The sequence below is a fragment of the Bradyrhizobium sp. USDA 3262 genome (genome assembly GCF_054060035.1).
This window is the reverse complement of the sequence record NZ_JBSSCT010000001.1, coordinates 860,396-885,418: the sequence shown is the minus strand read 5'-3', so window position 1 is coordinate 885,418 and position 25,023 is coordinate 860,396. Positions and strand designations below refer to the sequence as shown.

The window sequence follows — 25,023 nt, the reverse complement described above, 5'->3', positions numbered from 1 at the left end:
TTGCAAGGCGGTTTTGCGTTGAAGCAATCTGTTCCGCCGCGCGGAAGAGATCGATTTATTCGCGGCATCCGTCATCGGGCGCGCATTCGCACGCCGCGCCGGCTCGTAAGGACGAGCGAAAGCTAGTGTCCCGAATCCGAAGTTCGCATCATTCGCCGCACCTTCGGGACGAACTTCGGATTCGATAAGGACACTAGCAAACTTATGATTCTAGTGTGCTTTATGAATGCGAAGTTCGTGAAGGTGGTTGCCGCGAAATCGCACGAACTTCGCATTCAGCACACTAGGTCGCGCCCTTCTCGTACGACGAGATCTCGATCAGGCTGCCGTCGGGGTCGCGGCAATAGACCGAGCGCAGCGTGCCGCGCGCGCCTTGCTTGGCCACCGGGCCTTCCTCGATCCTGACGCCATTGGCTTTCAGATGCGCGACCACTTCCTCGGGCGTGCTCGAGGTGAGGAAGCAGAGATCGTCGCTGCCGGCCGCCTCGTGATCGGCGGTGAACCAGTCCACCTTGTCGGCATCGCGCGGCCGCACATTGATCTTCTGGTTGCCGAACACCAGCGAGGTGCGCGGTGTCTTGCCCTTGCCGGGGTCGAACACCTTCACCTCCATGCCGAGGATCCTGCTGTACCAGGCAACCGAGCGCACGACATCGGTGACGTTGATCACGAGATGGTCGAGCCCATTCACCTTGACGGACATGATCGATCCTCTTCGGTCCAGAGTGCTTTCGAGCGATGTGGTCGCCGGTTCTGGTGCGATCAGAGCCGAAGCTTAGTCTTTCGTCGCGGTCGACGGCGCACGTGTCGCACTGGCCGCTTCAGGCATTGTTTGTTAAAACCGCGCCGCACGCAACGCAACAGAAACGGGCAGGGCGCCAAACCCTGCTGGATTGGGAGAAACTTCATGATTTCACGCCGTACCGCGCTGGGCCTGATCGGGTCGGGGATTTCGACATTCGCGATCGGCCGCGCTTCCGCTGCCGACTATCCGGCGCGGCCGGTGCGCTGGATCGTGGGTTATCCGCCGGGCGGCGCCACCGACATCATCGCGCGCCTGGTCGGGCAGCGGCTGTCGGAGAGGCTCGGGCAGCAATTCGTGATCGAGAACAAGCCGGGCGCCGGCAACAATATCGGCACCGAGGCGGCGATCAACGCCGAGCCGGACGGCTACACCGTGCTGCTGGTCAATCCGGCCAATTACATCAACGCCTCGCTCTACGCCAATCTGAAGTTCAACTTCGTGCGCGATGTCGCGCCGGTTGCTTCATTCAATCGCGTGCCGAACGTGATGACCGTCAACAAGGACGTGCCGGCCAAGACCGTCGCCGAGTTCATCGAATATGTGAAGGCCAATCCCGGCAAGGTGAACATGGCCTCTTCCGGCAATGGCACCTCGGTGCATCTCTCCGGCGAGATGTTCATGGCGATGACCGGCTGCAAGATGCAGCACGTGCCGTATCGCGGCGCCGCGCCCGCGATCACCGACATGCTCGGCGGCCAGGTGCAGGTGATCTTCGACAACATGCCCTCGATCATCCAGCACATTCGCTCCGGCGCGTTGCGCGCGCTGGCAGTGACGTCAACGGAGCGATCCTCGCAACTGCCCGATGTTCCGTCGGTCGCCGAAACTGTGAAGGGCTACGAGGCGAGCGCGCTGTTTGGCATGGGCGCGCCGAAGAACATGCCGAAGGAAGTTATCGCCAAGCTCAACACCGAGATCAACGCCGTGCTCGCCGAACCCGACATGAAGAAGCGCCTGGTCGAGCTCGGCGGCGATCCGCTGATCCAGACGCCGGAAGCCTTCGGCAACGACATCAAGGCCGAGACCGACAAGTGGAAGAAGGTGGTCGAGTTCGCCGGCCTCAAGGTCGAGTAGGCTTCGCAAGAGGTGCGATGCTGGATCGCGCGGGACTAATGTGGCCCGCGCGGTACAGCCGGTCCCTGGCCGAAGCCAAATTCGTCGGCCTTGACGCGGAATAAAATGACGTTCAGGAACCTTACAAAAGATGCCGTATCTTGCTAACTGCGGCATCCGAGGAGCCGGATCATGCGCGCATCGGGATTGGCAATGCTTGTTCTGGGAACGGTGACGCTCGCCGGCGCGGCGAGTATCACGCCCGCTTCCGCCGATCCTTATGACTACCCATGGTGTGCGCAGGGCCCGAGCCTGGGCTATCCCGGCGAATGCGCCTACCGAACCTACGAGCAATGTCTCGCGAGCGTGTCCGGCCGCTATCTCTATTGCGGCGAGAATCCGCGCTTCCTGTTCAGCGAACCGCCGCCGCCACCACCGGGCCGCTATCAGCGTCGGCACCGGACCGTTTATCCCGACTAGCGTTGCGGCATTCCCGCAAAGCGGTCTGTCGCCACCGTTCCTGACGTTCGTCCCCGCGCCGGGCCACGTCCTGACGCGATCGTGAAGTCGCGCGCTTGACGTCGCGCCGTTTGCGTCTATACTAAACCATATGGTTAAGTATCAGGACGAGACGCTGGACCGCACCTTTGCGGCGCTTTCCGATCCCACCCGCCGCGCGCTGCTGGCGCGGCTCGGCGAGCAGGACAGCCTGTCGGTGAGCGAGCTGGCGCAGCCGTTCGCGATGTCGTTGCCCGCGATCATGAAGCATCTCGACGTGCTCACCGATGCGGGTCTCGTCGCGCGCGAAAAGACCGGCCGCACGGTGGCGTGCCGGCTCACCGCGCGGCCGATGGAGCAGGCGATGAACTGGCTCAATCGCTATGCGCAATTCTGGTCCGACAACCTCGACCGCCTTGCCGCTTTTGTGGAGGAAGAACCATGGCAAACAAATCCGCAGTCGCCGCCGACGCCGGCCTCGCCGCGCGCCCAAGCCTCACCCTCACGCGGCGGCTCCGCGCGCGGCCGGAAAAAGTCTACGCCGCGTGGACCGAGCCGGAAAATCTAGCGCAGTGGTTCGGACCGGGTGCGGTCAAGCCGGCCACGACGCGTGCGGAGCTCGATGTCCGCGTCGGTGGACGCTATCGCATCGGATTCATCGGCACGAACGGCGAGTATCACGAGGTCGGCGGCGTCTATCGTGAGGTGGTGCCGAACGAGAAGCTGGTGTTCAGTTGGGCCTGGCATTCGACGCCCGAACGCGAATCCGAGGTGACGATATCGATCAAGCCCGATGCCGGCGGTACGCTGCTCACCTTCCATCACGCGCAGTTCGTCGATGAGACCGCCCGCGACAACCACCAGCGCGGCTGGACCGCATTCCTCGGCAATCTGGAAAGCTTTGTCGACGCCTGATCTGCAAAGGAGCATCCCATGCAACAGCACAAGATCGTCTCGCGCGAGGAATGGATCGCAGCCCGCAAGGCGCTGATGATCGGCGAGAAGGAGTTGACCCAGGCCCGCGAAGCGCTCAGCCGGCAGCGCCGGGAACTGCCCTGGGTCAAGGTCGACAAGGACTATGTGTTCGACGGCCCTGGCGGCAAAATGACGCTCGGCGATCTCTTCAGGGGCAGGCCCCAACTCGTGGTGCAGCATGTGATGTTCGCGCCGGAGTGGGACGCAGCGTGCAAGAGCTGCTCGTTCTGGGTCGACGGCTTCGAGCGCATGGTTCCGCATCTGGCTGCGCGCGACACCACGATGATCGCGATCTCGCGGGCGCCGCTCGCCAAGCTCGACGCATTCAAGGCACGGATGGGCTGGACCTTCGACTGGGTCTCCTCGGGAGAGAACGACTTCAACTACGATTACGGCGTCTCGTTCACGCAAGCGCAGATCGATGCGGGGACCGCGAAGTACAATTATGGAACGACCCCGCTCTACGGTCCCGAGTTGCCTGGCATCAGCGTGTTCTGTCGCGACGAGCAGGGAAGCGTGTTCCACACCTACTCTACCTTCGCGCGCGGCCTCGACATGATGAATGCTGCCTATCACTATCTCGACCTGACGCCGCTCGGCCGCCACGAGGAAGGATTGCCCTATCCGATGGATTGGGTGCGGCTACGTGACCAGTACCAACCGGCGCCGGTTCAGGCATCCTGCTGTCACAGCTGACGAACGCTGACGCGTAGCGTTGGCGTTCGTCATCCCGGGGCGATGCGAAGCATCGAACCCGGGATCTCGAGATTCCGGGTTCACGCTTCGCGTGCCCCGGAATGACAATAGAACCGCAGGAAACGCCAATGCCTTACGTCGATGGATTCATCGTCGCCGTGCCGAAGAAGAAACTCAAAGCCTATGCGCAGCTCTCGAAGAAGGCCGGCAAGGTCTGGCGCGAGTATGGCGCGCTGGATTATCGCGAATGGGTCGCCGACGACGTCAAGCCGGGCAAGCTGACCTCATTTCCGCAGAGCGTGAAACTGAAGGCCGGCGAAACCGTCGTGTTCGCCTGGATCACCTACAAGTCGCGCGCCCAGCGCGACAGGATCAACGCCAAGGTGATGGCCGATCCGCGCCTGGCGTCGATGGGCACGGGCGATGTGCCGTTCGACGCCAAGCGGATGATTTATGGCGGCTTTGCCAGCCTCGTGAAGGTCTGACGCGGCACGGTTTCGCCGCAATCCGCGCAGTAACCGGCTGTTAAACATCACGCTCGGCAGGCGGCGCGATGCCGCTTGCGTTTACTTGGTGATCCCGTATACTTTGCAATACAAAGTTCGGGCGAATCATGCGTGACCTCGACAAGGCGTTGGCCGATATCCTCGCGATCCGCAGCCAGATTGCGGCCGGAACGGCGTTTCGCGGCTACGGTCCGGCGACCGTCGCCGCCACCAGCGGCATCGCGCTCATCACGGCGCTTGCGCAATATCTCTGGCTTGCCGATCCCACCGCTCATCCGATCGCGTTCCTCGCAGGCTGGGCGGCGGCCGCGTTGGTCTCCGCCGTGCTGATCTGGATCGAGATGCAGGCGCGCTCGCGCCGGCATCATTCCGGCCTTGCGGACGCGATGGTCCAGCAGGCGATCGAGCAGTTCGTTCCGGCTGTGATCGCCGGCGTGCTGCTCGCTGTCCTGCAATGGAAGTTCGCGCCCGAGACGCTGTGGATGCTGCCCGGCCTGTGGCAGGTGCTGGTCAGCCTCGGCGTATTCGCCTCGGTCCGCCTGCTGCCGCGCACGATCGCGCTCGGCGGCGCCTGGTATTTCCTGTCGGGCTTCACGGTGCTCTTGATCTCAAGCCAGAGCCACGCGCTGTCGCCCTGGACCATGGGACTGCCATTCGCGATCGGCCAGTTGCTGCTCGCAGCGCTGCTTTATTTCGCTTCCGGAGGCCACGATGCCGAAGACTGACCTGACCACCGCGCCGTTCGCCTATGATGGCCTCGACCGCGTCATCCACGAGAAGGCGCGGCTCGGCCTGCTGACCTCGCTGATGGCGCATCCGAAGGGGCTCGCCTTTGCCGATCTCAAGCAGCTCTGCGGCCTGACCGACGGCAACCTCAGCCGGCACCTGCAGGTGCTGCAGGAGGCCGGTCTCGTCGACGTCATCAAGGGCTATGAAGGCAATCGTCCGCACACCACCTGCCGCCTGACCAAGAGCGGTCGCCGCCGCTTCCTCGACTATCTCGCCGTGCTCGAGCAGCTGGTGCGTGACGCGGCCAAGGCCGCCGGCACGGCCGAGAGGGCTGCCGGCACGGCAGAAAAGGCCGCCGGCAAGGACGACCGCGCAGCTAGCCGCCTCGGTATCCAGCCGGTTTGAATCATCCCATTTTTGTCCGGAGACTTTGTGATGCAAAGTAACGTCGCGCTCAAGCCGGAAGCCGCCATCAGGCTCCATGTCGGCATCATCATGGATGGCAATGGCCGCTGGGCGACGCGGCGTGGCCTGTCGCGCCTGCGCGGACACGAGGCCGGCGTCGAGGCGATCCGCCGCATCGTCGAGGCCGCACCGGACCAGGGCGTCGGCACGCTGACGCTCTACGCCTTCTCGAGCGACAATTGGCGCCGTCCGAAGGCCGAGGTGGCGGCACTGATGGGGCTGTTGCGGTTCTACCTCGCCAACGAGATCGCCGCGCTCGTGCGCAACGGCGTTCGCCTCACCGTGATCGGCCGCCGCGACCGGCTGCCCGACGGCATCGCCGCAGCGATCACGCGCGCGGAGGCCGAGACCGCCGGCGGCGCCACGCTGCATCTGCGCATCGCGATCGATTATTCGGCGCGCGACGCCATCCTGAATGCAGCCGCGCGGGCGGCCGGCGCCGGCGAGCTGAGCCGCGAGACTTTCGCCGATCTCATCACCGGCGAGGCCGGCCTGCGCGACGTCGACCTGATCATCCGCACCTCGGGCGAGAAACGGCTGTCGGACTTCCTGCTCTGGGAGGGCGCTTATGCCGAGCTGCATTTCACCGAGCGGATGTGGCCCGAATTCGATGCCGACGATCTCGCCGACGCACTCGGCTCCTTCCATCGCCGCGAGCGCCGCTTCGGCGGACTGACCGCGATCGCGCCGGCGGAGGTGCCGAACCTCTAGCGCGTCAAGCCGCGCCAACTGCTCTCTTCCTAAAGCCCGGCCGGGGGGTTGGGCTCTTTCTCTCACAAGATGCGGGGACGAACGATCACGCCAACCATAGCGGGAGCGATCATCCATGCGCATTCTTCTCGTCAACGTGCCGCATCCGGCGATCGGCAGCCGGATCCCCGACGACCATCTGCCGCCACTCGGCCTGCTGTCGATCGGCGGGCCGCTGATCGATGACGGCCACGACGTCGGTCTTATCGATGCCGAGTTCGGGCCTATGCCGGTCGAAGCCATCGTGGCGGAGGCATCGAGATTTGCACCGGATGCGGTGTTGTTCGGTCATTCCGGCTCGACGTCGGGCCATCCTGTTATCACCGAGGTGGCGCAGGCGATCGTCAAGGCCGTGCCGAATGTGCGGATCGTCTATGGCGGCGTGTTTCCGACCTATCACTGGCGCGACATCCTGCGCGAGGAGCGCTACGTCACCGCGATCGTGCGCGGCGAGGGCGAAGAAACCGCGCGGCGCCTGATGCGGGCGCTGGAGGCCGGCGAGGATCTCCGCATCATCAACGGCATCGCATTCCGCGACGATTATGGGCCGCGCGTGACGCCGCCTGCGCCTGTTATCCGTGACCTCGATGCCTATCGCGTCGGCTGGGAATTGATCGATCACGCGCGTTACAGCTATTGGGGCGGCCTGCGCGCCGTCGTCGTGCAATTCTCGCGCGGCTGTCCGCATCTCTGCAATTACTGTGGCCAGCGCGGCTTCTGGACGCGATGGCGCCACCGCGATCCCGTGCGCTTTGCGAAGGAGCTGGCCCGGCTCCATCGCGAGCACGGCGTCAAAGTGATCAATTTCGCCGACGAGAACCCGACCGTCTCGAAGAAGGCATGGCGGACTTTTCTCGAGGCCTTGATCGCGGAGGATGTCGATCTGATCCTGGTCGGCTCGACCCGCGCCGACGACATCGTGCGCGATGCCGACATCCTGCATCTCTACAAGAAAGCGGGCTGGCAGCGCTTCCTGCTCGGCATGGAAAACACCGACGAGAAGACGCTGGAGCTGATCCGCAAGGGCGCGACCACCACGATCGATCGCGAGGCCATCCGTTTGATGCGCCGGCACGGCATCCTGTCGATGGCGACCTGGGTGGTCGGCTTCGAGGAGGAGACCGATCGCGATCATTGGCGCGGTCTCAGGCAGCTGTTGTCCTATGATCCCGATCAGATCCAGATGCTGTACGTCACGCCGCATCGCTGGACGCCGTATTTCCGTCTCGCGGCGGGGCGGCGCGTCATCCAGACCGATCGTAGGCTCTGGGACTACAAGCATCAGGTGCTGGCGACCCGGCACATGCCGCCATGGCGCGTGCTGCTCTGGTTCAAGTTCACCGAGATGGTGCTGCAATGCCGCCCGAAGGCGCTGCTCCGCGTGCTGCTTCACCGCGACGCCGAACTTCGTCACGCGATGCGCTGGTACACGCAGATGGGCCGCCGGGTCTGGCCGCACGAAATTCTCGGCTTCCTGCGCGACAAAAGACTGAAGCACGGACCGACGGTGCAGGAATTTTGGGGCGCGCCGCAGGATATGGAGGAGGAATCGATGTCGTCGCACCGGCCCGAGCGCCGCGTCGGCACATCACGCGCAGCGTAAGTCGATACCGTCTTGCCGGTTCTGGATAACTGGCGCTGATGACTGGACGCCTGAGTCATCAGCGCGATAATTTCCAGATCGGCTGCGCAGAACAAAAAGAACCGTGGCGGTCGAGGCGTCGAGTTGAGCATACAGGTTGCGATCTTAAAAATATTGGCCAGTCATTTCGGCGGCAGAGCCAGCCTCAATTCACTCAAGCACGACCTCGCAATGCTCTCATCGAGCGGCGACGATTGGCATGCGCGGATCAAACGTCTGGCATCGCGGGTCCCCGAACTCGACATCTTTAGCCATGGCTATGTGCTCCGTGACGTCGAAGGCTGGGAGATCACATCGTCCGGTCGTGAGTTCCTGCGCGCGCTGGAAGCGGTCACGCAAGACAATCTGCCGTCCGCGCCAGCGGCCGAGGCCGCGATCCGCGCCGAGGGCAAGCTGATCGTGGTCGGTCACCGCTTCAAAAGCCGGGTGCGGCCACAGCGTGATCCCGAACAGAGCACGTTGGCGCGCCGCCGGCCGATCCGCGAGCCGCATTGAACCTCACTGCGCTGCACGCGACCTACCTTCGGGACGTGGCTCCGGAGGTCGCAGATGGCTGCTTTGGCTCAATCGATCGCACGCGCGTTTCCGGCCAATTCGCTTCGAAGCAGCATCGCCCGGCATGTCCTGCTGTTTGCCGCCGCGGCCCTGTTCGTCGCGGCGCTCAGGGCGAGCTACGGCCTCGATCTCAGCGCCGGCTTCTTCTGAAGCATGATCCGGAAAAGTGCGAAGCGGTTTTCCGAAGAGATATTGCTCAAAAAAGACCGCGCGACAAATTCTCCCGCGGCAGGTCATACTGGGTTAACCGGACCGAGGTAGCTAGGCGCACGCTTTCCTTGCATCTCGAACCCAGGCCGGTTTTCCATGGATAAGCCGATGCGCTGCCAGTGCGGCAGGACGCGAACCATTGTGCTCGACAAGCATTTCCGCACTGCGCTGATATGCCCAAAATGCGATGAGGTTCAGCCGGCCGGGCCGGCGAGGCCAGAAGAACGGCTGCTGACCGCACGCTGAAGCGCAATGAGATCGGGTTGAATCGTCATCGCGTCTAGCTCGTTGTTTAAGCATGATCTTTCCGGAAAACGCTTCGCACTGTTCCGGATCATGCTCTGCGCGGTCGTTTTCGGCGCCGAAACCCGCTAGGTTCCGTCTGACGAAACGGACCAAAGCGAAACCCGATGCCGCAGCCTGCCCATACCGCCGCCATCACCCTTGCCGACATACGCCGTGCCGCGGATGTGATCCGGGATGCGGTCATGGTCACGGCCTGCAATGAGAGCCGCACGCTGGGCGAGATCTGCGGCTGCCGCCTGTTCCTCAAATTCGAAAACCTGCAATTCACGGCGACCTTCAAGGAGCGCGGCGCGCTGAATCGCCTGCAGGCGCTGTCGCCCGAGGAACGCAAGCGCGGCGTGATCGCGATGTCGGCCGGGAATCACGCCCAGGGCGTGGCCTATCACGCCAAGCGGCTCGGCATCCCCGCCACCATCGTGATGCCGATCGGCACGCCAATGGTGAAGATCGAGAACACCAGGCGGCACGGCGCCGAGGTCATCATCACCGGGCAGACGCTGGAAGAATGCTTCGCGTTCGTCGGCTCGCATGCCGCGCAGAAGGGCCTGATCCTGATCCATCCCTATGACGATCCGCTGATCATCGCCGGCCAGGGCACGATCGGACTTGAAATGCTCGCGGCGGTGCCGGAGCTCGATATCCTGGTGGTGCCGATCGGCGGCGGCGGGCTGATCTCGGGCATCGCCACCGCTGCGAAGGCGCTGAAGCCGTCGATCCAGGTCGTCGGCGTGCAGGCCCAGCTCTATCCGTCAATGTACAATACGGTCAAAGGCGAGCAGCTGCCGATGCGCGGCGACACGCTCGCCGAGGGTATTGCGGTCAAGGCGCCCGGGCGGATCACCACGAAAATCGTCCGCGAGCTCGTCGACGACATCATCCTGGTCAGCGAGGACCAGATCGAGCGCGCGGTCGCGACCCTGATCTCGATCGAAAAGACCGTGGTCGAAGGCGCCGGCGCCGCTGGCCTCGCGGCGGTGCTCGCAGCTCCCGAGCGCTTTGCCGGACGCAATGTCGGCCTGGTGCTGACAGGCGGCAATATCGACACCAGGCTGATCGCCTCGGTCCTGACCCGCGAGCTCGCCCGCGAGGGACGGCTGACGCAGCTGGCGCTCGACATCGTCGACCGGCCCGGACAGCTCGCGGCGGTGTCGATCCTGCTTGCCGACGCCGGCGCCAACATCATCGAGGTCTCGCATCAGCGCACCTTCTCCGACCTTCCGGCGAAGGCGACGCTGCTCGAGCTCGTGATCGAAACCCGCGACCGCGCGCATCTGGAAGAGGTGCTGGCAAGGCTCGGCGCTGAAGGATTCGCGGTGCGGGAAAGTTAGCTGTCAGACTGCTTGACCGTCGTCCTGAGGCGCGAGCGGAGCGAGCCTCGAAGGATGAATCGGTCACCAGCCGGGCCGTGCATCCTTCGAGACGCGCGCAAGTGCGCGCTCCTCAGGATGACGGTTTTCAATGGGCGAACTAACCTTCGTCATCACCCGCCGCCAGCTCGGCGAGCTTCGCGATGGTGTTGATGTTGCGCGCGGTGCCCTTGGCGGCGGCGGGGATCTTCAGCTTCGAGCGGCCCATGCCGCTGCCATAGGCGACATAGATCTCGCGCTTGCCGAGCCGCACCTCTTCGTCCTGCCGGCCCTTGATGTCCTTCAAGGCGTCCTTCGGCGGTGGCTCGTCGAGGAAGATCGCGACAGTATAGTTCGGCGGCGCTTTCGGAAACGGATTGGCCTTCAGCACCGCGGCGATCTCGTCCGCGCTGCGGACGACAACGCCGACCGGCTTGCCGGCATAAGCCTGCAGCCGCTGCTCCAGCGCGGCCTTGACCTTGGCCGCGCCGAGCTTCGAGGAGAGCACGACATTGCCGCTGGCGATATAGGTCTGCGCGTCGGAAAATCCCTCGTCGACGCACATCGCCTTCAACTCGGTCATTGGCAGCTTGCCGGTGCCGCCGACATTGACCGCGCGCAACAGGGCGACGTAACGCGGCATCGACTAGCCGTCGGCTTTCTTCTTCGCGGGCTTCTTGGCCGGCGGCGGCTCTTCCATCGCTTTCTTCATGGCGCGGGCATAGGCGTCGGCGGCGTTCTCGGCCGAATTCTGCAACCGCTTGGCAGTCGCGGTTGCGTTCAGCATCGTGCTCTTGGCCAGGAAGCGGAAGCGCGCCTTGGCCTCCTTGTCCTTGGCCTTGGCCGCGCGCGCGACCCAGACGGCCTGACGTTTCTTGGCAGCCGCCATCACGGCCTTGGTCTGCGCTCTTGCGGTTTGCCGGATGACGGCGTCGAGGTCGGCTTCGGCCATTCAGATGCACTCATTGACTGGACATGCGCCGGAGCGGGCGCGGAGGGAGGGGAGCTACCCCTAGCGTAACCGGTGCCGTTTGAACATGCGATCCTTTTGCGAACTCCCGAAGGATCGCATCGACCCCTGTACCGAGCCGTGCGCCGCGTGCGCTAGTCTCCTGACGAACCCGGCGGCACCTTCGCGCCGGCGAGCAGTCCGGCCAGCTCCACCTGCCGGCCGAGTCCGGTTTTGGCCAGCACCGCCTTGAGCTGGTTGCGCACCGTTTCGCGGGAGATGCCGAATGCGCCGGCGATTGCCTCGACGGTGCGTCCTTCGCCAATGCCGCGCGCAACGCGCGCCTCCGCCGGCGTCAGGTCGAACAGACCCTGCAGCACTTCCGCGGTCGGCACCTCTGCCGGCACCACCGGCGTCACGATCACGATCGCCGCCGCGCGGTCGAACAGGTCACGCGCCGCGCCGTGGATCGGGACCAGATGCACGATCAGCGGCGGCCGATCCTCCTGCGCCGCGATCGGCACCGAGCGCACCTCCACGCCGACCAGTCCCTGATCAAGCGCGGCCAGCGCCTGGGCGAACAGCGTGTCGGCAGTGGTCGCCGCCAGCGTCAGGCGCTCGCCGCGATCCTGCATCACGTCGGGCACGAGGCGGTCGAACAGCGTGTTGGCCGCCATCAGGCGGCCGCCGCGCCGCAGCACTGCCGCGGGCAGGCCGAGCATCGCCAGCGATTCGGTTGCCGCCCTGGCGCGCTCCATCCCGAGCCTCGCCGACAGCAGCGCGGCACGCGCCAGATGCGGCCGCAGTGCGTCGAGCTGCTCGATTGCTTCCCGCTCGATCGGTCCGTGCTGGTATTCGCGCTCGACGCTGTAGATCAGCACGTCGCCGCTTGGCACCGGGATCGCAGTACCGGCGCCCCATCCGAGCCCGCGCGGGCGGAAGAATTCGCGGATCTGGAAATCCTGCTGCACCTCCTCGGGCGTATCGAACACGTCGATGTCGCGCAGGAAGCCGGCATGGTTGGCCGCGAGCAGGCGCGGCAATCGCCCGTTGCGCTCGTGCCAGCCGCCCTCGACATAGGCCACCGTGTCGTCGTGCATGTCGGGCGACGCGACCCAGCGGACGTCGTGCGGGGCCGCCGTCAGCAGCACAATACCGCGCGCACGCGCGATCGCACCGACCTGATGCAGGACATTCGGCCACAATTCGGGGACGACCGCGGCCTCATAGGCCAGTTCAATCAGATGCTCGTGCAGGTCGTTCGCCATCGGTCATCCCAAAAACCGTTGTTGCCCAATAGATAAACCCGGCGACCCCGGAAATATTGCGTAAAGCAATTCAGCCCGAGCCACGAGTCCGGGCTATTCCGGTGCGCGTTCACGCGCATCAGGGGAAAATACGACGTTTTCGCTGCTCTTCTCCTCGATTTTCGGGCGGGCGCGTGGGGCCTCGCTCGGTCGGCTGCGACCCGGCGCGCGGCCGCCGGCGCCCGGACGACGAAAGGCCGATGCCGGTTCGGCGGGGTCAAGCCCAAGGCTTGATAGAGACTTGATGAAGACTCGATAATCAAGGCCTGACGATCATCGCCGTGTGTGGCGAAATCGAAGCTGCGTGACAGGCAGAAATATTCCGAAGCATCCCGAAACCTGATTGGCGTGGATCGACGCTGCGCCAGGCCTGCCGGCGTCACACATTTGCAACGCTGCACGCGATCGTTCGAGCATGGACATCCTTTAATTTGTGTCCGCGCAATCCTTAGCGCCAGCTACGGCATGATCCGGAAAAGTGCGAAGCGGTTTTCCGAAAAAGATCATGCCTAGGGAGCGGCCTCAAGCGCGATGACGATTCAAACCTGGTCTCATCGCGCTTTGGGCAACCACCTCTGACATTCATGCGAGCCATCGTCGGCTCGGGGAGAGTCGATGATCAGCCGCAGGGCGCTTTCCGGATTGTTGATGACGCTGGTCGGCCCCTCGTCGCGGGCCGGCAACGACGGGCTGGCGCTGGGCCATTGCCAGGGATCATGCGCGAATGTCGACTTGCCGACCCTTGGCTACGATCAGTTCTGCCGGTCGTTGTTCGATATCGCGGCAAGCGGCAGGCTGCATGCGGTCGCAACCGGTTCGGAGATTCGCGGAGAGATGCGATCTCTGTTCCGGGCGCGGCGGCTTTATCGGCCGTCGCACGACGAGATCCGGGTTCTCTGGCGCGCGCCCGCGGATGGATTCTCGGTCATGAAGGTCGAGTTCGATCTGGAATGCGGCGTGCCGGTGCGCGGATGTCTTGGCATTCCCGACGGAGAATTCAAGGGATTGATCCTGCTCGGCCACGGCATGGCGAGCACACCGGAGCGCTGCTTCGACGATGCCGACAAGGACTACATGAACGCGCTCGGCAAACGGCTATGTCGGGACGGCTATGTCGTCTGGTGTCCTTACATCGTCCAGATCGGAAATCAGGAGAGCCAGAACAACATCGCCGCGATGCTGGCATCCCACGGTGTCTCCGCCCACAACGTGTCGTGCGCATCGCTCGACGCCGGTGAAATCGTCTGCCGGAAGCTCATCGGCGCGTCGGGTTTGAACGTCGGCGTATACGGGGTGTCCTGGGGCGCCTTTCTCGCGCTCCATCTGGAAGCCGCGACAGGGCGGATGCGGCCGACCGTCGTCTCCGGATATATGCGCGACGAGAAGAGGTTTCTGACGTCGCCCGTCATCAGCAAGAATCTCGGCGTCGAACTTGCGGCTTACATCCATTTCAGCAACGGCCGCGCCAAGTACACCGGCGCGGAGCTGGCGTACCTGCTCTGCCCGTGCCCGCTGTTCGTCGAGATCGGGAGCCGTGACGGTGCAAACGCCATGGAACTTGGGCGGGATGAGAAGTTTACGCAAATGCAATCTGTCTACGCATCGTCGGGTCATCCACATTTGATCGACATGGACGTCTTCGACGGTGTGCACGAGGTCAGCGGCAAGCGCGCGCGGCCATGGCTGTCCGAACATCTGGCGTCGCCAGCCTATCAAGACACCGCTCGCTTGAAGAACGCCATCGCGCTGTGAGCGCAGCCTGACCTCGACCGTACCGAGGGTGCGCTCGCGTGGATCACATTGACGGGAGCTTTCGGCGCCGGCGGCATGCACTGAGCCGGCCCGTGCGGCCGCAATGGCTGTGTCATGGTGGCATTGCAGCGCTCTTGAAAGCTGGCTGTCGTCGGGATCGGCGCAACGATCGCGGTCGAGTTGCAGGATTGTCGGATTGGCCGCGTTATGATCTGCTGCAACGCACCTGCCCATCCTGACCTTCGGGTCTGAGGGAACTCGACGTCATATCCGTCTCGTAGCGTCTGTTGGTAGCCGAAGGGTTGGACTGCATGAGTGATACGGAACGCATGCGCGGTCGTTTGGCAGGGCTTCTCGTATCGGCGGGATTGGTGGCGGCGGGAGTATCAGCGGCCCATGCCCAGGCGGGGTCGCCCGGGCCTCCTGCCGTGGGCGTGTTCGAGGCGGTGAAGCGGCCGGTCACCGAAACGAGTGAATTTCTGGGGCGCATCGAAGCCCCCAACCGCGTCAACGTGGTGGCGCGCGTGACGGCGTTCCTGGACAAGCGGAACTTTGTCGAGGGCTCCGAGGTCAAGGCCGGCGATCTCCTGTATCAACTCGAGCGCGGACCGTTCGAGGCCGATCTTGCATCGAAGAAGGCCCAGGTCGCCCAGTTGCAGGGCTGGTCAACGCCAAGCTGACCACCGACCGCGCCAAGGCCCTGATGGGCGGGCCGGCCGGCCAGCAATCGAACGTCGATGCCGCGGTCGCCAACCAGCAGAGCCTCGAGGCACAGGTGCAGGCCGCGCAGGCGCAGGTCGACCTGTCCCAGATCAATCTCGACTACACCATGATCCACTCGCCGATCGACGGCAGGATCGGACGCACCGCGGTCACCGAGGGCAACGTCGTGACGCCGAGCTCGGGAACCCTGACGACCATCGTCAGCCAGGACCCGATGTATGTCACCTTTCCCGTGCCGGTGCGCGAGGCGCTCGATCTGCGCGACCGCTATGCGACGCGCGGCGGCTTCAAGGCGGTCGTCATCCGCCTGCGGTTGACGGACGGCCGGCTCTACGAGAAGACGGGTGAGCTGAACTTCGTCAACAACACGATCGCGCAGAACACCGACACCATCTCCCTGCGCGGCGTCATCCCAAACCCGTCAACATACACGTCCGTCGCAGCCGGCGGCTCGGTCCGCGAGCTGACCGACAATGAGTTCGTGACCGTTCTCCTCGAAGGCGTGCAGCCGGTCGAGGTGCTGGCGATCCCGCGTTCGGCGGTGCTGTCGGACCAGCAGGGTGAATATGTCTATGTCGTCGGCGCGGAGAACAAGGCCGAGCAAAGGCGGATTCAGCTTGGGCAATCGACCGCAACGATTGCGGCGGTGACGAGCGGCATCTCGCTTGGCGACAAGGTGGTCGTCGAGGGATTGCAGAAGGTCAAGTCGGGCGAGGTGGTGGCGCCGGGGCCTGTCAGCGCGCTGATCCAGTCGAGCATGAAGGTTTCGGCGGACGGCGGCGCCAGCAGCACGCCGAAATCGACGGGCAATAATCCATGATTTCCGCTGTCTTCGTCGATCGTCCGCGGCTTGCGATCGTCATCGCGTTCGTGATCACGATCGCGGGCGCGCTGGCGCTGATGCAGATTCCGGTCGCCCAGTTCCCGGACATCGTGCCGCCGCAGGTCACGGTCTCCGCCGTGTTCCCCGGCGCATCGGCTGAAGTGGTGGAATCGAGCGTCGCCCAGCCGCTGGAAGCGCAGGTCGTGGGCGTCGACAAGATGCTCTACATGAAGTCGACCAGCGGCAATGACGGCAGCTACACGCTGACGGTCTCCTTCGCGCTCGGCACCGATCCCGATATCAACACCGTCAACGTCAACAACCGCGTGCAGAGCGCGCTCGCGCAATTGCCGACCGAGGTGCAGGCGCAGGGCCTGACCGTGCAGAAGAAATCCTCGGCGGTGCTGCAATTCATCGTGCTGTACAGCAAGAGCGGCGAGCAGGACCCGCTGTTCATCACCAACTACGCCATCATCAACGTGCTGGATGCGATCTCGCGCACGCCGGGCGTCGGACAGGCCTCGCTGTTCGCGAAGCTGAACTACTCGATGCGGATCTGGTTCGACACCCAGCGCCTGACCAGCCTCAATCTGGCGCCGTCGGACGTGATCGCCGCGATCCGGGCCCAAAGCGTGCAGGCGCCGGTCGGCCGCATCGGCGCGCGTCCGATCAGCAATGACCAGCAGTTCCAGTTCAACGTGCAGACGCAGGGCCGCCTGACTACATCCAAGCAGTTCGGCGACATCGTGCTGCGGGCCAATCCAGACGGATCGGTGCTGCGGATCAGGGACGTCGCAACCGTCGAGATCGGCGCGCAGAACTCGGATTCGGAGTCGCGGATCGACGGCAATCCCGGCGTGCCGATGGGCATCTATCTCGCGCCCGGTGCCAATGCCGTGACCACGGCCAAGGCGGTGCAGGCCACGCTTGCGCGGCTGTCGGAGCGGTTTCCGCCGGGGCTGACCTATCTCGTGCAGTACGACTCCACCACCTTCGTGTCCGATACGATCAAGGAAGTGATGAAGACGCTCGGCGAGGCCTTCGTGCTCGTCGTGATCGTGGTGTTCCTGTTCCTCGGCAATCTGCGCGCCACGGTGATCCCCGCGGTCGCGGTTCCGGTCAGCCTGATCGGCGCCTTCGCGGTGCTGCTGGCGCTCGGCTATTCCGCCAATACGGTGTCGCTGCTGGCGATGGTGCTTGCGATCGGCATCGTGGTCGACGACGCCATCGTCGTGGTCGAGAACGTCGAGCGGGTCATGGAGGAGGAGCCGGAGCTGTCGCCGGCCGACGCCACCAAGAAGGCGATGGCGCAGATCACCGCGCCGATCATCGCGATCTCGCTGGTGCTGCTCTCGGTGTTCGTGCCGATCGCGTTCATCCCGGGCATTTCCGGCACGCTGTTCCGCCAGTTCGCGGTGACGATCAGCGCCGCGATGGTGATCTCGGCGCTGAATGCGCTGACCTTGTCGCCGGCACTGTGCGCCGTGTTCCTGCGCCATGGTGGGCCGCGCCGCGGCATCATGGGACGGGTGCTCGGCAGCATCGACTGGGTGCGCGACCGCTACGCCGGCGTGGTGCAACGGCTGGTTCGTGTGGCGGTGCTGTCGCTGGTCGCGGTGCTGGTGTTTGCCGGCGCGGTGTTCGGCGTGTCGAAGATCACGCCGACCGGCTTCCTGCCCGAGGAGGACCAGGGCGCCTTCTTCATCGCGGTGCAATTGCCCGACGGCGCATCGGTGGCGCGCACCAGCGAGGTCACCAAGCAGGTCGAGGCGCTGTTGAAGAAGAACCCGGCGATCGACCATGTGCTGTCGATCATCGGCTTCTCGCTGCTCGACGGTGCCAGCGAGCCGAATTCGGCCTTCATGGTGGCGCGCATGAAGGCGTTCGCCGATCGCAAGGCCGTCACCGACTCGGTGCAGGCGGCGATCGGGCAGACCTTCGTCGGGGGATCGCAGATACGCCAGGCCTCGGTGTTGCCGTTCAACCTGCCGCCGATCATCGGGCTTTCGACCTCCGGCGGCTTCGAATATCAGCTTGAGGCGCTGGAAGGGCAGGATCCGGCTTCGCTCAGCAGCGTGATGGGCGGGTTGATCGGCGCGGCGAACCGAAATCCAAATCTGGCCCGCGTGTTCTCGACCTTCACCGCGACCAACCCGTCGGTCTATCTCGATATCGATCGCGCCAAGGCGCAGGCGCTCGGCCTCAACATGGCGGACGTCTTCACCGCGCTGCAGGCCACGCTCGGCGGCATCTACGTCAACAACTTCAACCTGTTTGGCCGCACCTGGCAGGTCAATGTGCAGGGCGACGCGGCCAACCGCCGCGACATCCCCGACATATGGCAGATCTATGTGCGCAACAGCGGCGGCGAGATGGTGCCGATCCGCTCGATCGCGTCCTTGCGGATCGTGACCGGCCCGCAGGTGATCACGCGCTACAACAACTATCGTTCGGTCACCGTGAACGGCAGCCCGGCGGCGGGCGTGTCCTCGGGCACCGCGATCGCGACGATGGCCGATCTCTCCAAGTCGACGCTGCCTTCGGGCTATTCCTATGAATGGACCGGCACGGCCTATCAGGAGCAGGCCGCCTCCGGCCAGACCGGCATCATCCTCGGGCTCGCGGTGCTGTTCGCCTATCTGTTCCTGGTGGCGCTGTATGAGAGCTGGACGATCCCGATTCCCGTGCTGCTGTCGGTCACGGTCGGCGTGTTCGGTTCCTATCTTGCGATCAAGCTCGCGGGTCTGAATCTCGATCTCTACGGCCAGATCGGCCTCGTGGTGCTGATCGCGCTTGCCGCCAAGAACGGCATCCTGATCGTCGAGTTCGCCAAGGAGCAGCGCGAGGCCGGCAGGCCGATCGCGGAAGCCGCGACGATGGGCGCGCAAATGCGCTTCCGCGCGGTCATGATGACCTCGATCGCCTTCATCCTCGGCCTGGTGCCGCTGGTGGTCGCGACCGGCGCCGCGGAAATCAGCCGCCGCGCGGTCGGCACCGCGGTGTTCGGCGGCATGCTCGCCGCAAGCTCGGTCGGCATCTTCCTGGTGCCGATGCTCTTTGTCACCTTCCAGGGCTGGCGCGAGGGTGTAAAGAACCGCTTTGGCAGACGGAGCAAAGCCGAGCAGCCTGCCTCGCATTAGATTCCGCCTAATCCCTTCGCGCATTAGCGGGGCGCGTGGGGCGGGGCTATGCTGCTGGCCTCATCGATGGAGTTCCGGATTGAGCGTTGCCTTCACCAAGGAAGAAAGTGCCGAGACGGCGGCCGAAACGCTGTTGCCGGACCGTCCCATTTCGCCGCATCCCAACCTGGTGACCGAAGCCGGACGCAAGGCGCTGGAGCGTGAGCTCCAGGCGGCGCGCGAGGCCTTTGAGGCCGCGCAACAGCTGGACGACGTCAACGAACGGCGGCGGCAGTCGGCGGTTCCGCTACGCGACATGCGCTATCTCACGGAGCGGCTCCGCACCGCGCAGGTCGTGCCTGACCCTGCTTCCACCGAAACCGTTGCCTTCGGCAGCACGGTGACGTTCAGCCGCGCCGATGGGCGGGTGCAGACCTATCGCATTGTCGGCGAGGACGAAGCCGATCCCAAGGCAGGCTCGATTTCCTTTGTCTCGCCGGTGGCGAGGTCGCTGATGGGCAAGGCCGTGGGCGACGTCGCAGGCGCCTGCGATCAGGAGTTGGAGATCGTCGCGATCGCCTAGCGCGTAATGAGATTGGATTGCGGCCGCAAAGGCGGCCTGCTCCCTATCCCGCTTGCGGGGGAGGGCCGGGGTGGGGGTTCTCTCCACGAGTCACATTGTGGAAAGAGCCCCACCCGCATCGCATTTTCAATACGATGCGACCTCCCCCGCAAGCGGGAGAGGTGCAGGCAGTCTGCGGCATCATCGATTCAACCTGACTCCGTCGCGCTCGCGCAAATGCGACGTGAGTGGATACGGCTGCCTGCGAAGTCCGATCACGCCGTCGGCAGGGCAAGCCGTTCGATGGTTTGAATATGCCGCGCCAGCAGGCTGCAGGCCTGTTCGATGTTGCGCGCGCGTAGCGCCTGCAGGATCACGCGGTGATCCTGGCTCGGCCGCGGCCGCCAGCCGGCATTGCGTGCCATCGCGAACACCAGTCGCGAATTCGCAAGCTGCAGGCCGTCGAGGCTGGCAAGCAGTCGCGGCATCGCGCACGGCGCCACCAGCGCGTGATGAAAGGCGCGATTGGCCATCTCGAAATCCTGCACCGTCTCGGCATTGTCGCCTTCGATCATGGCGAGTTCGATCCGTGCCAGATGGGCCGATGTGAGCCTGGGGGCGGCATTGCGCAACGCGACCACTTCGAGCGCGGCGCGCATCTCGGCGATCTCCTTCACTGACCTGGTGTCGAGCGGCGCGACCCGAACGCCGCGACGGGGCACCGCAACGACGAGGTGCTGCGCCTCCAATTGCCTGAAGGCCTCGCGCACCGGGACGTGGCTCGAGTGGAATTCGCGCGCGACATGGTCCTGCCGCAGCGGCGCGTCCGGCAGCAACTCGCCGCTGATGATGCGCTCGCCGATCGCCTCGGCGATGCGCCCCGCGGTGGTCGTGTTCTCACCTTCGTTCGCCATAGATTATCTATCGTAAAAACGGGTGCGCGTTCGTCCGGGCTCGGCTAGCATCGTTCTAATTCCAAAGATCATAGATAATATGTCAGATTATCTATGATCTATAGCAAACGAGAAGGCAAGCTCTATGGTTGATGTCGTGGAGATCGAACGGACCGACAGCCGCACCAGCGCAGCGCCCCGCAAGACCTGGGAGCGTGCCGAGGCTGAAGCACTCTATAACCTGCCGTTCGCGGACCTGATGTTTCAGGCGCAAGGCGTGCATCGCGCCAACTTCAATCCGAACCATGTCGAAACCGCGAGCCTGCTCAGCATCAAGACCGGCGGCTGCCCGGAAGACTGCGGCTACTGCTCGCAGAGCGCGCATTACGACACCGGCCTGAAAGCCACCCGCCTGATGCCACGGGAGGAAGTGGTCGCGGTCGCGCAGCGCGCCAAGGACGCCGGCGCAACCCGCTTCTGCATGGCCGCGGCCTGGCGCAGCCCGAAGGACCGCGATCTCGATCAGGTCTGCGACATGGTCAGCGCGGTGAAGGGCCTCGGCATGGAAACCTGCGTCACGCTCGGCATGCTGACGCCAAAGCAGGCCGAGCGTCTCTCCGACGCCGGGCTCGATTTCTACAACCACAACGTCGACACCTCGCCCGAGTTCTACGACAAGATCATCACCACCCGCACCCTGCAGGACCGCATCGATACGCTCGCGCATGTGCGCGACGCCGGCATCAAGGTCTGCTGCGGCGGCATTATCGGCATGGGTGAACAGGTCGATGATCGGCTCGGCATGCTGATGCTGCTTGCCAATCTCCCCAGCCATCCGGAGAGCGTGCCGATCAATCTGTGGAACGAGGTCAAGGGCGTGCCGGTCAACGACACCGCGGAACGGCCCGATCCGATCGCGCTGGTGCGTCTGGTCGCCACCGCGCGGATCATGATGCCGAAGAGCGTGGTGCGGCTGTCGGCCGGACGGCAATACATGACCGACGAGCTGCAGGCGATGTGCTTCCTCGCCGGCGCGAATTCGATCTTCATCGGCGATGTGCTGCTGACCACCAGGAACCCGCAGCGCGATCGCGACGCCAATCTGCTGGACCGGCTCGGCATCAACTCCGCCCTCGCCTGAGCGTACTTCCGACGCGCGCGGCGGGATTCGCCGCGCGACCAACGACAAATCTGAGAGAGAAGCATGAGCGCAATCCATGCGGCCAAGGTCGCTGATTACGCCGCGGCCTTGCACGCCCTGAGCAAGGACGATCGGCTGCGCGGTCTCAAGCCGCGCGCGGGCATCGATTTCGTCTCGAACGACTATCTGGCGCTCGCGAGCGCGCCGCGCATCAAGCAGGCCGTCTCGGCCGCGCTCGAGGCCGGCACGCCGATCGGCGCCGGCGGGTCGCGGCTGCTGCGCGGCAATTGCGAGGAGCACGAACGGCTGGAGGCCGAAGCCGCCGCGTTCTTCAAAGCCGAGACCGCGTTGTTCTTCGGCGGCGGCTACGTCGCCAATTTCGCCGTGCTGACGACGCTGCCGCAGCGCGGCGACCTCCTGGTGCTCGATTCTCTCGTGCACGCCAGCATCCATGAGGGCGCGCGGGCCGGCCGGGCCGAATTCCGGATCAGCGCGCACAATGATCCCGGGTCGGTCGAAGCCACCATTTGCGGCTGGCGCGCCGAAGGCGGCACGGGCCGGGTCTGGATCGTGGTCGAAAGCGTCTACAGCATGGATGGCGACGTCGCGCCGCTCGACGACCTCGTCGCCATCGCGGACCGGCACGACGCGTTCCTGATGGTGGACGAGGCGCACGGCACCGGCGTCTATGGCGAGCAGGGGCGCGGGCTGACGGCGACCTATGAGGGGCGCGAGAACCTCGTGATCGTTCATACCTGCGGCAAGGCGCTGGGCGCCGCCGGCGCGCTGGTCACGGCCTCGACCGTGCTGCGCGACTTCATGGTCAATCGCAGCCGCCCGTTCATCTTCGCCACCGCGCCGTCGCCGCTTGTGGCCGTTGCGGTGCGTGAGGCGCTGCTGATCCTGCAGCAGGAGCCCGAGCATCAGCAGCGCCTGGCAAAACTGGTCGCGTTCACGCATCGCGAGCTCGACCTGCGCGGTTGGCGCAGCCCGTCGCGCTCGCAGATCGTGCCCTATATCGTCGGCGACAATGCGCGCGCGATGCAGCTGGCGTCTGCGCTGCAGGCGCGCGGCTTCGATATCAGAGGCATCAGGCCGCCGACCGTGCCGGCGGGCACCGCGCGGTTGCGAATTGCGCTGACCCTCAATGTCGATGAGAGCGACGTGCGCGCGCTGCTCGATGCGCTGGTCGAGGAGACGAAGGGCTGGTCGCGATGACGAGCCGGATCGTGGTGACCGGCACCGATACCGGGATCGGGAAGACGGTGTTCTCCGCAGGCCTCGCCGGTTTCCTCGGCGCGCGCTACTGGAAGCCGGTTCAGGCCGGCATCGAGGAGGAAACCGATGCGCAGCTGGTCGCGCGACTTGGCGGGCTCCCGGCCGATCGCATCGTGCCGGAGCGATACCGGCTTCGAACGCCGGCTTCGCCGCATCAGTCCGCCGCACTCGACGGCGTGCGCATCGATCCTGCCGCGCTCGGCGTGCCCGATGTCGGGGACCGGCCGCTGGTGATCGAGGGCGCCGGCGGGCTGATGGTGCCGCTCGACGGCGGCACGCTCTATATCGACGTCTTCGCGCGATGGCGCCTTCCGGTCGTGCTCTGCGCCCGCACCGCGCTCGGCACCATCAATCACTCGCTATTGTCGGTCGAGGCATTGCGCAAGCGCGGGATCCACATTCTCGGGATCGCATTCATCGGCGAGAGCAATCCCGAGAGCGAGCGCGCGATTTGCGAGATCGGGCAGGTGCGCCGGCTGGGCCGGTTGCCCTGGCTTGCTCCGCTTGCGGCAGACACGCTGCAGGCAGCGTTCAAGGCGTCGTTCCGGCGGGAAGATTTCAATCCATGACATCCGCTCGGAAGTCGCCGATCTGGCACCCGTTCACCCAGCACGCGCTGCACGGCGAGATGACGAGGATCGTGCGTGGCGAGGGAGCCTATCTCTACACCGCGGATGATCGCCGCATCATCGATGCGATCGCATCCTGGTGGGTCGTGACCCATGGCCACTGCCATCCGCACATCGTGCGCGCGATCCAGGACCAGGCGGAGCAGCTCAACCAGATCATCTTCGCGGGCCATACTCACGATCCGGCCGAACAGGTCGCCGCGCAACTCCTGAAGCTGGCGCCTGATGGGCTCGATTACGTGTTCTTTTCCGACTCTGGCTCGACCAGCGTGGAGGTGGCGCTGAAGATGGCGCTTGGCTACTGGCACAATATCGGCGCGACGCGCACCCGCATCATCGTGATGGAGCATTCCTACCATGGCGACACGATCGGGACGATGTCGGTCGGCGCGCGCGGCGTCTTCAACAAGGCTTACGAGCCGCTGCTGTTCGACGTCGCGTCGATCCCGTTTCCTGCGCCCGGTTATGAACAGACAACACTCGATGCGCTCGAGGCCGCGTGCAACGCGGAAACCGCGGCCGCGTTCATTGTCGAGCCGCTGATCCTGGGCGCCGGCGGGATGCTGATGTATCCGCCCTGGGTGCTGAAGGAGATGAAGCGGATCTGCGAAACCCACGATGTGCTGTTCATCGCCGACGAGGTGATGACCGGCTGGGGCCGCACCGGCACATTGTTCGCGTGCGAGCAGGTTGACATCACGCCGGATATCGCCTGCTATTCAAAAGGCCTCACCGGCGGTTCGCTGCCGCTCGCGGTGACGCTCTGCCGGGCAGAGATCTACGACGCGCATTATTCCAGCGATCGTTCCCGCACCTTCTTCCATTCCAGTTCCTACACGGCGAACCCGATCGCCTGCGCCGCCGCAAAAGCAAACCTCGAACTCTGGCAACACGGCGCGGGCGCGCGCGTCGCCGCGGTGGCTGCGATGCAGGAGCGCCTGATCGCACCGTTCCGCGCCGACGCGCGCTTCGAGAACGTCCGTCGCACCGGGACCATCACCGCGCTTGATCTGAAGGCAGTCGATGCGGGCTATCTCGCCGGCATCGGCCCAAAACTTCAGGCCTTCTTTGAACGGCGCGATCTGCTGTTGCGGCCGCTCGGCAACACGATCTACGTCATGCCGCCCTACTGCGTCACGGACGCGGATCTCGAGGAGATCTACGACGGGATCAGGTGTGCGGCCGACGAACTGGCTTGAGGACGCGCTTGGCGCCCGATAGTCCAGGATTGATGAATGCATCGCGAGTCGTTGTGCCTGCGATGGGGTGTCATACGACATCGGCGTGCCCTTGCAGGCACGCCGATGAACT

The 25,023-nt window shown here is 64.7% G+C and carries 24 protein-coding genes and 2 pseudogenes; 21 read left to right on the top strand and 5 right to left on the bottom strand.

Translation table 11 applies throughout. The annotated features are described in order from the left end of the window. Positions 1–283: 283 nt before the first annotated feature. Positions 284–703: a VOC family protein gene (locus ACVWYP_RS04140; RefSeq protein WP_038382552.1), complete on the bottom strand. Its 420-nt coding sequence runs from the start codon at positions 701–703 to the stop codon at positions 284–286. Positions 704–907: 204 nt separating this feature from the next. On the opposite strand from ACVWYP_RS04140, the gene ACVWYP_RS04135 reads away from it, so the two are divergent. The 13 genes and pseudogenes from ACVWYP_RS04135 to ACVWYP_RS04075 all read left to right on the top strand — a co-directional run bounded on the left by ACVWYP_RS04135 (position 908) and on the right by ACVWYP_RS04075 (position 10,518). Further along, positions 908–1,879 (top strand): Bug family tripartite tricarboxylate transporter substrate binding protein, encoded by a 972-nt coding sequence (locus ACVWYP_RS04135; protein WP_016843619.1) that lies wholly within the window; start codon positions 908–910, stop codon positions 1,877–1,879. Between the two features lie 171 nt (positions 1,880–2,050). Next, positions 2,051–2,338: a DUF3551 domain-containing protein gene (locus tag ACVWYP_RS04130; RefSeq protein ID WP_028341408.1), complete on the top strand. Its 288-nt coding sequence runs from the start codon at positions 2,051–2,053 to the stop codon at positions 2,336–2,338. Positions 2,339–2,468: 130 nt separating this feature from the next. Continuing rightward, a complete protein-coding gene (locus ACVWYP_RS04125) occupies positions 2,469–2,924 on the top strand; it encodes an ArsR/SmtB family transcription factor (RefSeq protein ID WP_304497841.1) in 456 nt (151 codons plus the stop codon). Next, positions 2,909–3,271: pseudogene (locus tag ACVWYP_RS04120) on the top strand (SRPBCC family protein); the annotation flags it as partial. The gene ACVWYP_RS04125 and the pseudogene ACVWYP_RS04120, both read left to right, overlap by 16 nt. Positions 3,272–3,289: 18 nt before the next feature. Further along, positions 3,290–4,027: a DUF899 domain-containing protein gene (locus ACVWYP_RS04115; RefSeq protein ID WP_304497840.1), complete on the top strand. Its 738-nt coding sequence runs from the start codon at positions 3,290–3,292 to the stop codon at positions 4,025–4,027. Positions 4,028–4,155: 128 nt separating this feature from the next. Further along, complete coding sequence (locus ACVWYP_RS04110; RefSeq protein WP_028341411.1) at positions 4,156–4,512, top strand: DUF1428 domain-containing protein; 357 nt, start codon at positions 4,156–4,158, stop codon at positions 4,510–4,512. Positions 4,513–4,640: 128 nt separating this feature from the next. Further along, entirely contained in the window at positions 4,641–5,258 is a 618-nt protein-coding gene (locus tag ACVWYP_RS04105; RefSeq protein WP_304497839.1) for a hypothetical protein, read from the top strand. Beyond that, a complete protein-coding gene (locus tag ACVWYP_RS04100; RefSeq protein WP_304497838.1) occupies positions 5,245–5,667 on the top strand; it encodes a transcriptional regulator in 423 nt (140 codons plus the stop codon). Before ACVWYP_RS04105 ends, ACVWYP_RS04100 begins: the two co-directional genes overlap by 14 nt. A gap of 30 nt (positions 5,668–5,697) precedes the next feature. Further along, a complete protein-coding gene (locus ACVWYP_RS04095; RefSeq protein ID WP_304497837.1) occupies positions 5,698–6,438 on the top strand; it encodes a di-trans,poly-cis-decaprenylcistransferase in 741 nt (246 codons plus the stop codon). A 115-nt stretch (positions 6,439–6,553) separates the two neighbouring features. After that, positions 6,554–8,080, top strand: coding sequence for a magnesium-protoporphyrin IX monomethyl ester anaerobic oxidative cyclase (bchE, locus tag ACVWYP_RS04090; RefSeq protein WP_304497836.1), 1,527 nt, complete (start codon positions 6,554–6,556; stop codon positions 8,078–8,080). 210 nt (positions 8,081–8,290) lie between these two features. Next, the gene (locus ACVWYP_RS04085) at positions 8,291–8,614 is read left to right on the top strand and encodes an aminoacyl-tRNA deacylase (protein ID WP_304497835.1); all 324 of its coding nucleotides are present in this window, start codon (positions 8,291–8,293) and stop codon (positions 8,612–8,614) included. Between the two features lie 54 nt (positions 8,615–8,668). Next, complete coding sequence (locus ACVWYP_RS04080) at positions 8,669–8,824, top strand: response regulator (RefSeq protein ID WP_411783504.1); 156 nt, start codon at positions 8,669–8,671, stop codon at positions 8,822–8,824. A 470-nt stretch (positions 8,825–9,294) separates the two neighbouring features. After that, positions 9,295–10,518, top strand: a complete 1,224-nt coding sequence (locus tag ACVWYP_RS04075; RefSeq protein ID WP_304497834.1) for a threonine ammonia-lyase — start codon at positions 9,295–9,297, stop codon at positions 10,516–10,518. 139 nt (positions 10,519–10,657) lie between these two features. Here ACVWYP_RS04075 and ACVWYP_RS04070 read toward each other — a convergent pair whose 3' ends face one another. The 3 genes from ACVWYP_RS04070 to ACVWYP_RS04060 form a co-directional block, all read right to left on the bottom strand. After that, the gene (locus ACVWYP_RS04070; RefSeq protein ID WP_304497833.1) at positions 10,658–11,179 is read right to left on the bottom strand and encodes a DUF1697 domain-containing protein; all 522 of its coding nucleotides are present in this window, start codon (positions 11,177–11,179) and stop codon (positions 10,658–10,660) included. A 3-nt stretch (positions 11,180–11,182) separates the two neighbouring features. Beyond that, positions 11,183–11,488: a hypothetical protein gene (locus ACVWYP_RS04065; RefSeq protein WP_304497832.1), complete on the bottom strand. Its 306-nt coding sequence runs from the start codon at positions 11,486–11,488 to the stop codon at positions 11,183–11,185. Positions 11,489–11,640: 152 nt separating this feature from the next. After that, positions 11,641–12,753 (bottom strand): helix-turn-helix transcriptional regulator, encoded by a 1,113-nt coding sequence (locus ACVWYP_RS04060; RefSeq protein ID WP_304497831.1) that lies wholly within the window; start codon positions 12,751–12,753, stop codon positions 11,641–11,643. A 966-nt stretch (positions 12,754–13,719) separates the two neighbouring features. Here ACVWYP_RS04060 and ACVWYP_RS04055 point away from each other — a divergent pair. From ACVWYP_RS04055 to greA, 4 genes and pseudogenes are all read left to right on the top strand, one after another. Then, positions 13,720–14,544: a hypothetical protein gene (locus ACVWYP_RS04055; RefSeq protein ID WP_304497830.1), complete on the top strand. Its 825-nt coding sequence runs from the start codon at positions 13,720–13,722 to the stop codon at positions 14,542–14,544. A 428-nt stretch (positions 14,545–14,972) separates the two neighbouring features. Beyond that, a pseudogene (locus ACVWYP_RS04050) lies at positions 14,973–16,087 on the top strand (efflux RND transporter periplasmic adaptor subunit). Then, a complete protein-coding gene (locus ACVWYP_RS04045; protein ID WP_304497829.1) occupies positions 16,084–19,230 on the top strand; it encodes an efflux RND transporter permease subunit in 3,147 nt (1,048 codons plus the stop codon). The pseudogene ACVWYP_RS04050 and the gene ACVWYP_RS04045 overlap by 4 nt, the downstream one beginning before the upstream one ends. Before the next feature lie 79 nt (positions 19,231–19,309). Continuing rightward, positions 19,310–19,792, top strand: coding sequence for a transcription elongation factor GreA (greA, locus tag ACVWYP_RS04040; protein WP_304497828.1), 483 nt, complete (start codon positions 19,310–19,312; stop codon positions 19,790–19,792). Between the two features lie 254 nt (positions 19,793–20,046). Here greA and ACVWYP_RS04035 read toward each other — a convergent pair whose 3' ends face one another. Further along, positions 20,047–20,685: a GntR family transcriptional regulator gene (locus ACVWYP_RS04035; protein WP_304497827.1), complete on the bottom strand. Its 639-nt coding sequence runs from the start codon at positions 20,683–20,685 to the stop codon at positions 20,047–20,049. Positions 20,686–20,809: 124 nt separating this feature from the next. On the opposite strand from ACVWYP_RS04035, the gene bioB reads away from it, so the two are divergent. From bioB to ACVWYP_RS04015, 4 genes are all read left to right on the top strand, one after another. Then, positions 20,810–21,805, top strand: coding sequence for a biotin synthase BioB (gene bioB / locus ACVWYP_RS04030; RefSeq protein ID WP_304497826.1), 996 nt, complete (start codon positions 20,810–20,812; stop codon positions 21,803–21,805). Between the two features lie 63 nt (positions 21,806–21,868). After that, the gene (locus ACVWYP_RS04025) at positions 21,869–23,023 is read left to right on the top strand and encodes an 8-amino-7-oxononanoate synthase (protein ID WP_304497825.1); all 1,155 of its coding nucleotides are present in this window, start codon (positions 21,869–21,871) and stop codon (positions 23,021–23,023) included. Further along, on the top strand, positions 23,020–23,652 hold the full coding sequence (bioD, locus tag ACVWYP_RS04020) for a dethiobiotin synthase (protein ID WP_304497824.1): 633 nt from the start codon (positions 23,020–23,022) through the stop codon (positions 23,650–23,652). The genes ACVWYP_RS04025 and bioD overlap by 4 nt, the downstream gene beginning before the upstream one ends. Continuing rightward, positions 23,649–24,911 (top strand): adenosylmethionine--8-amino-7-oxononanoate transaminase, encoded by a 1,263-nt coding sequence (locus ACVWYP_RS04015; protein ID WP_304497823.1) that lies wholly within the window; start codon positions 23,649–23,651, stop codon positions 24,909–24,911. The genes bioD and ACVWYP_RS04015 overlap by 4 nt, the downstream gene beginning before the upstream one ends. The last annotated feature ends 112 nt before the right edge of the window (positions 24,912–25,023 follow it).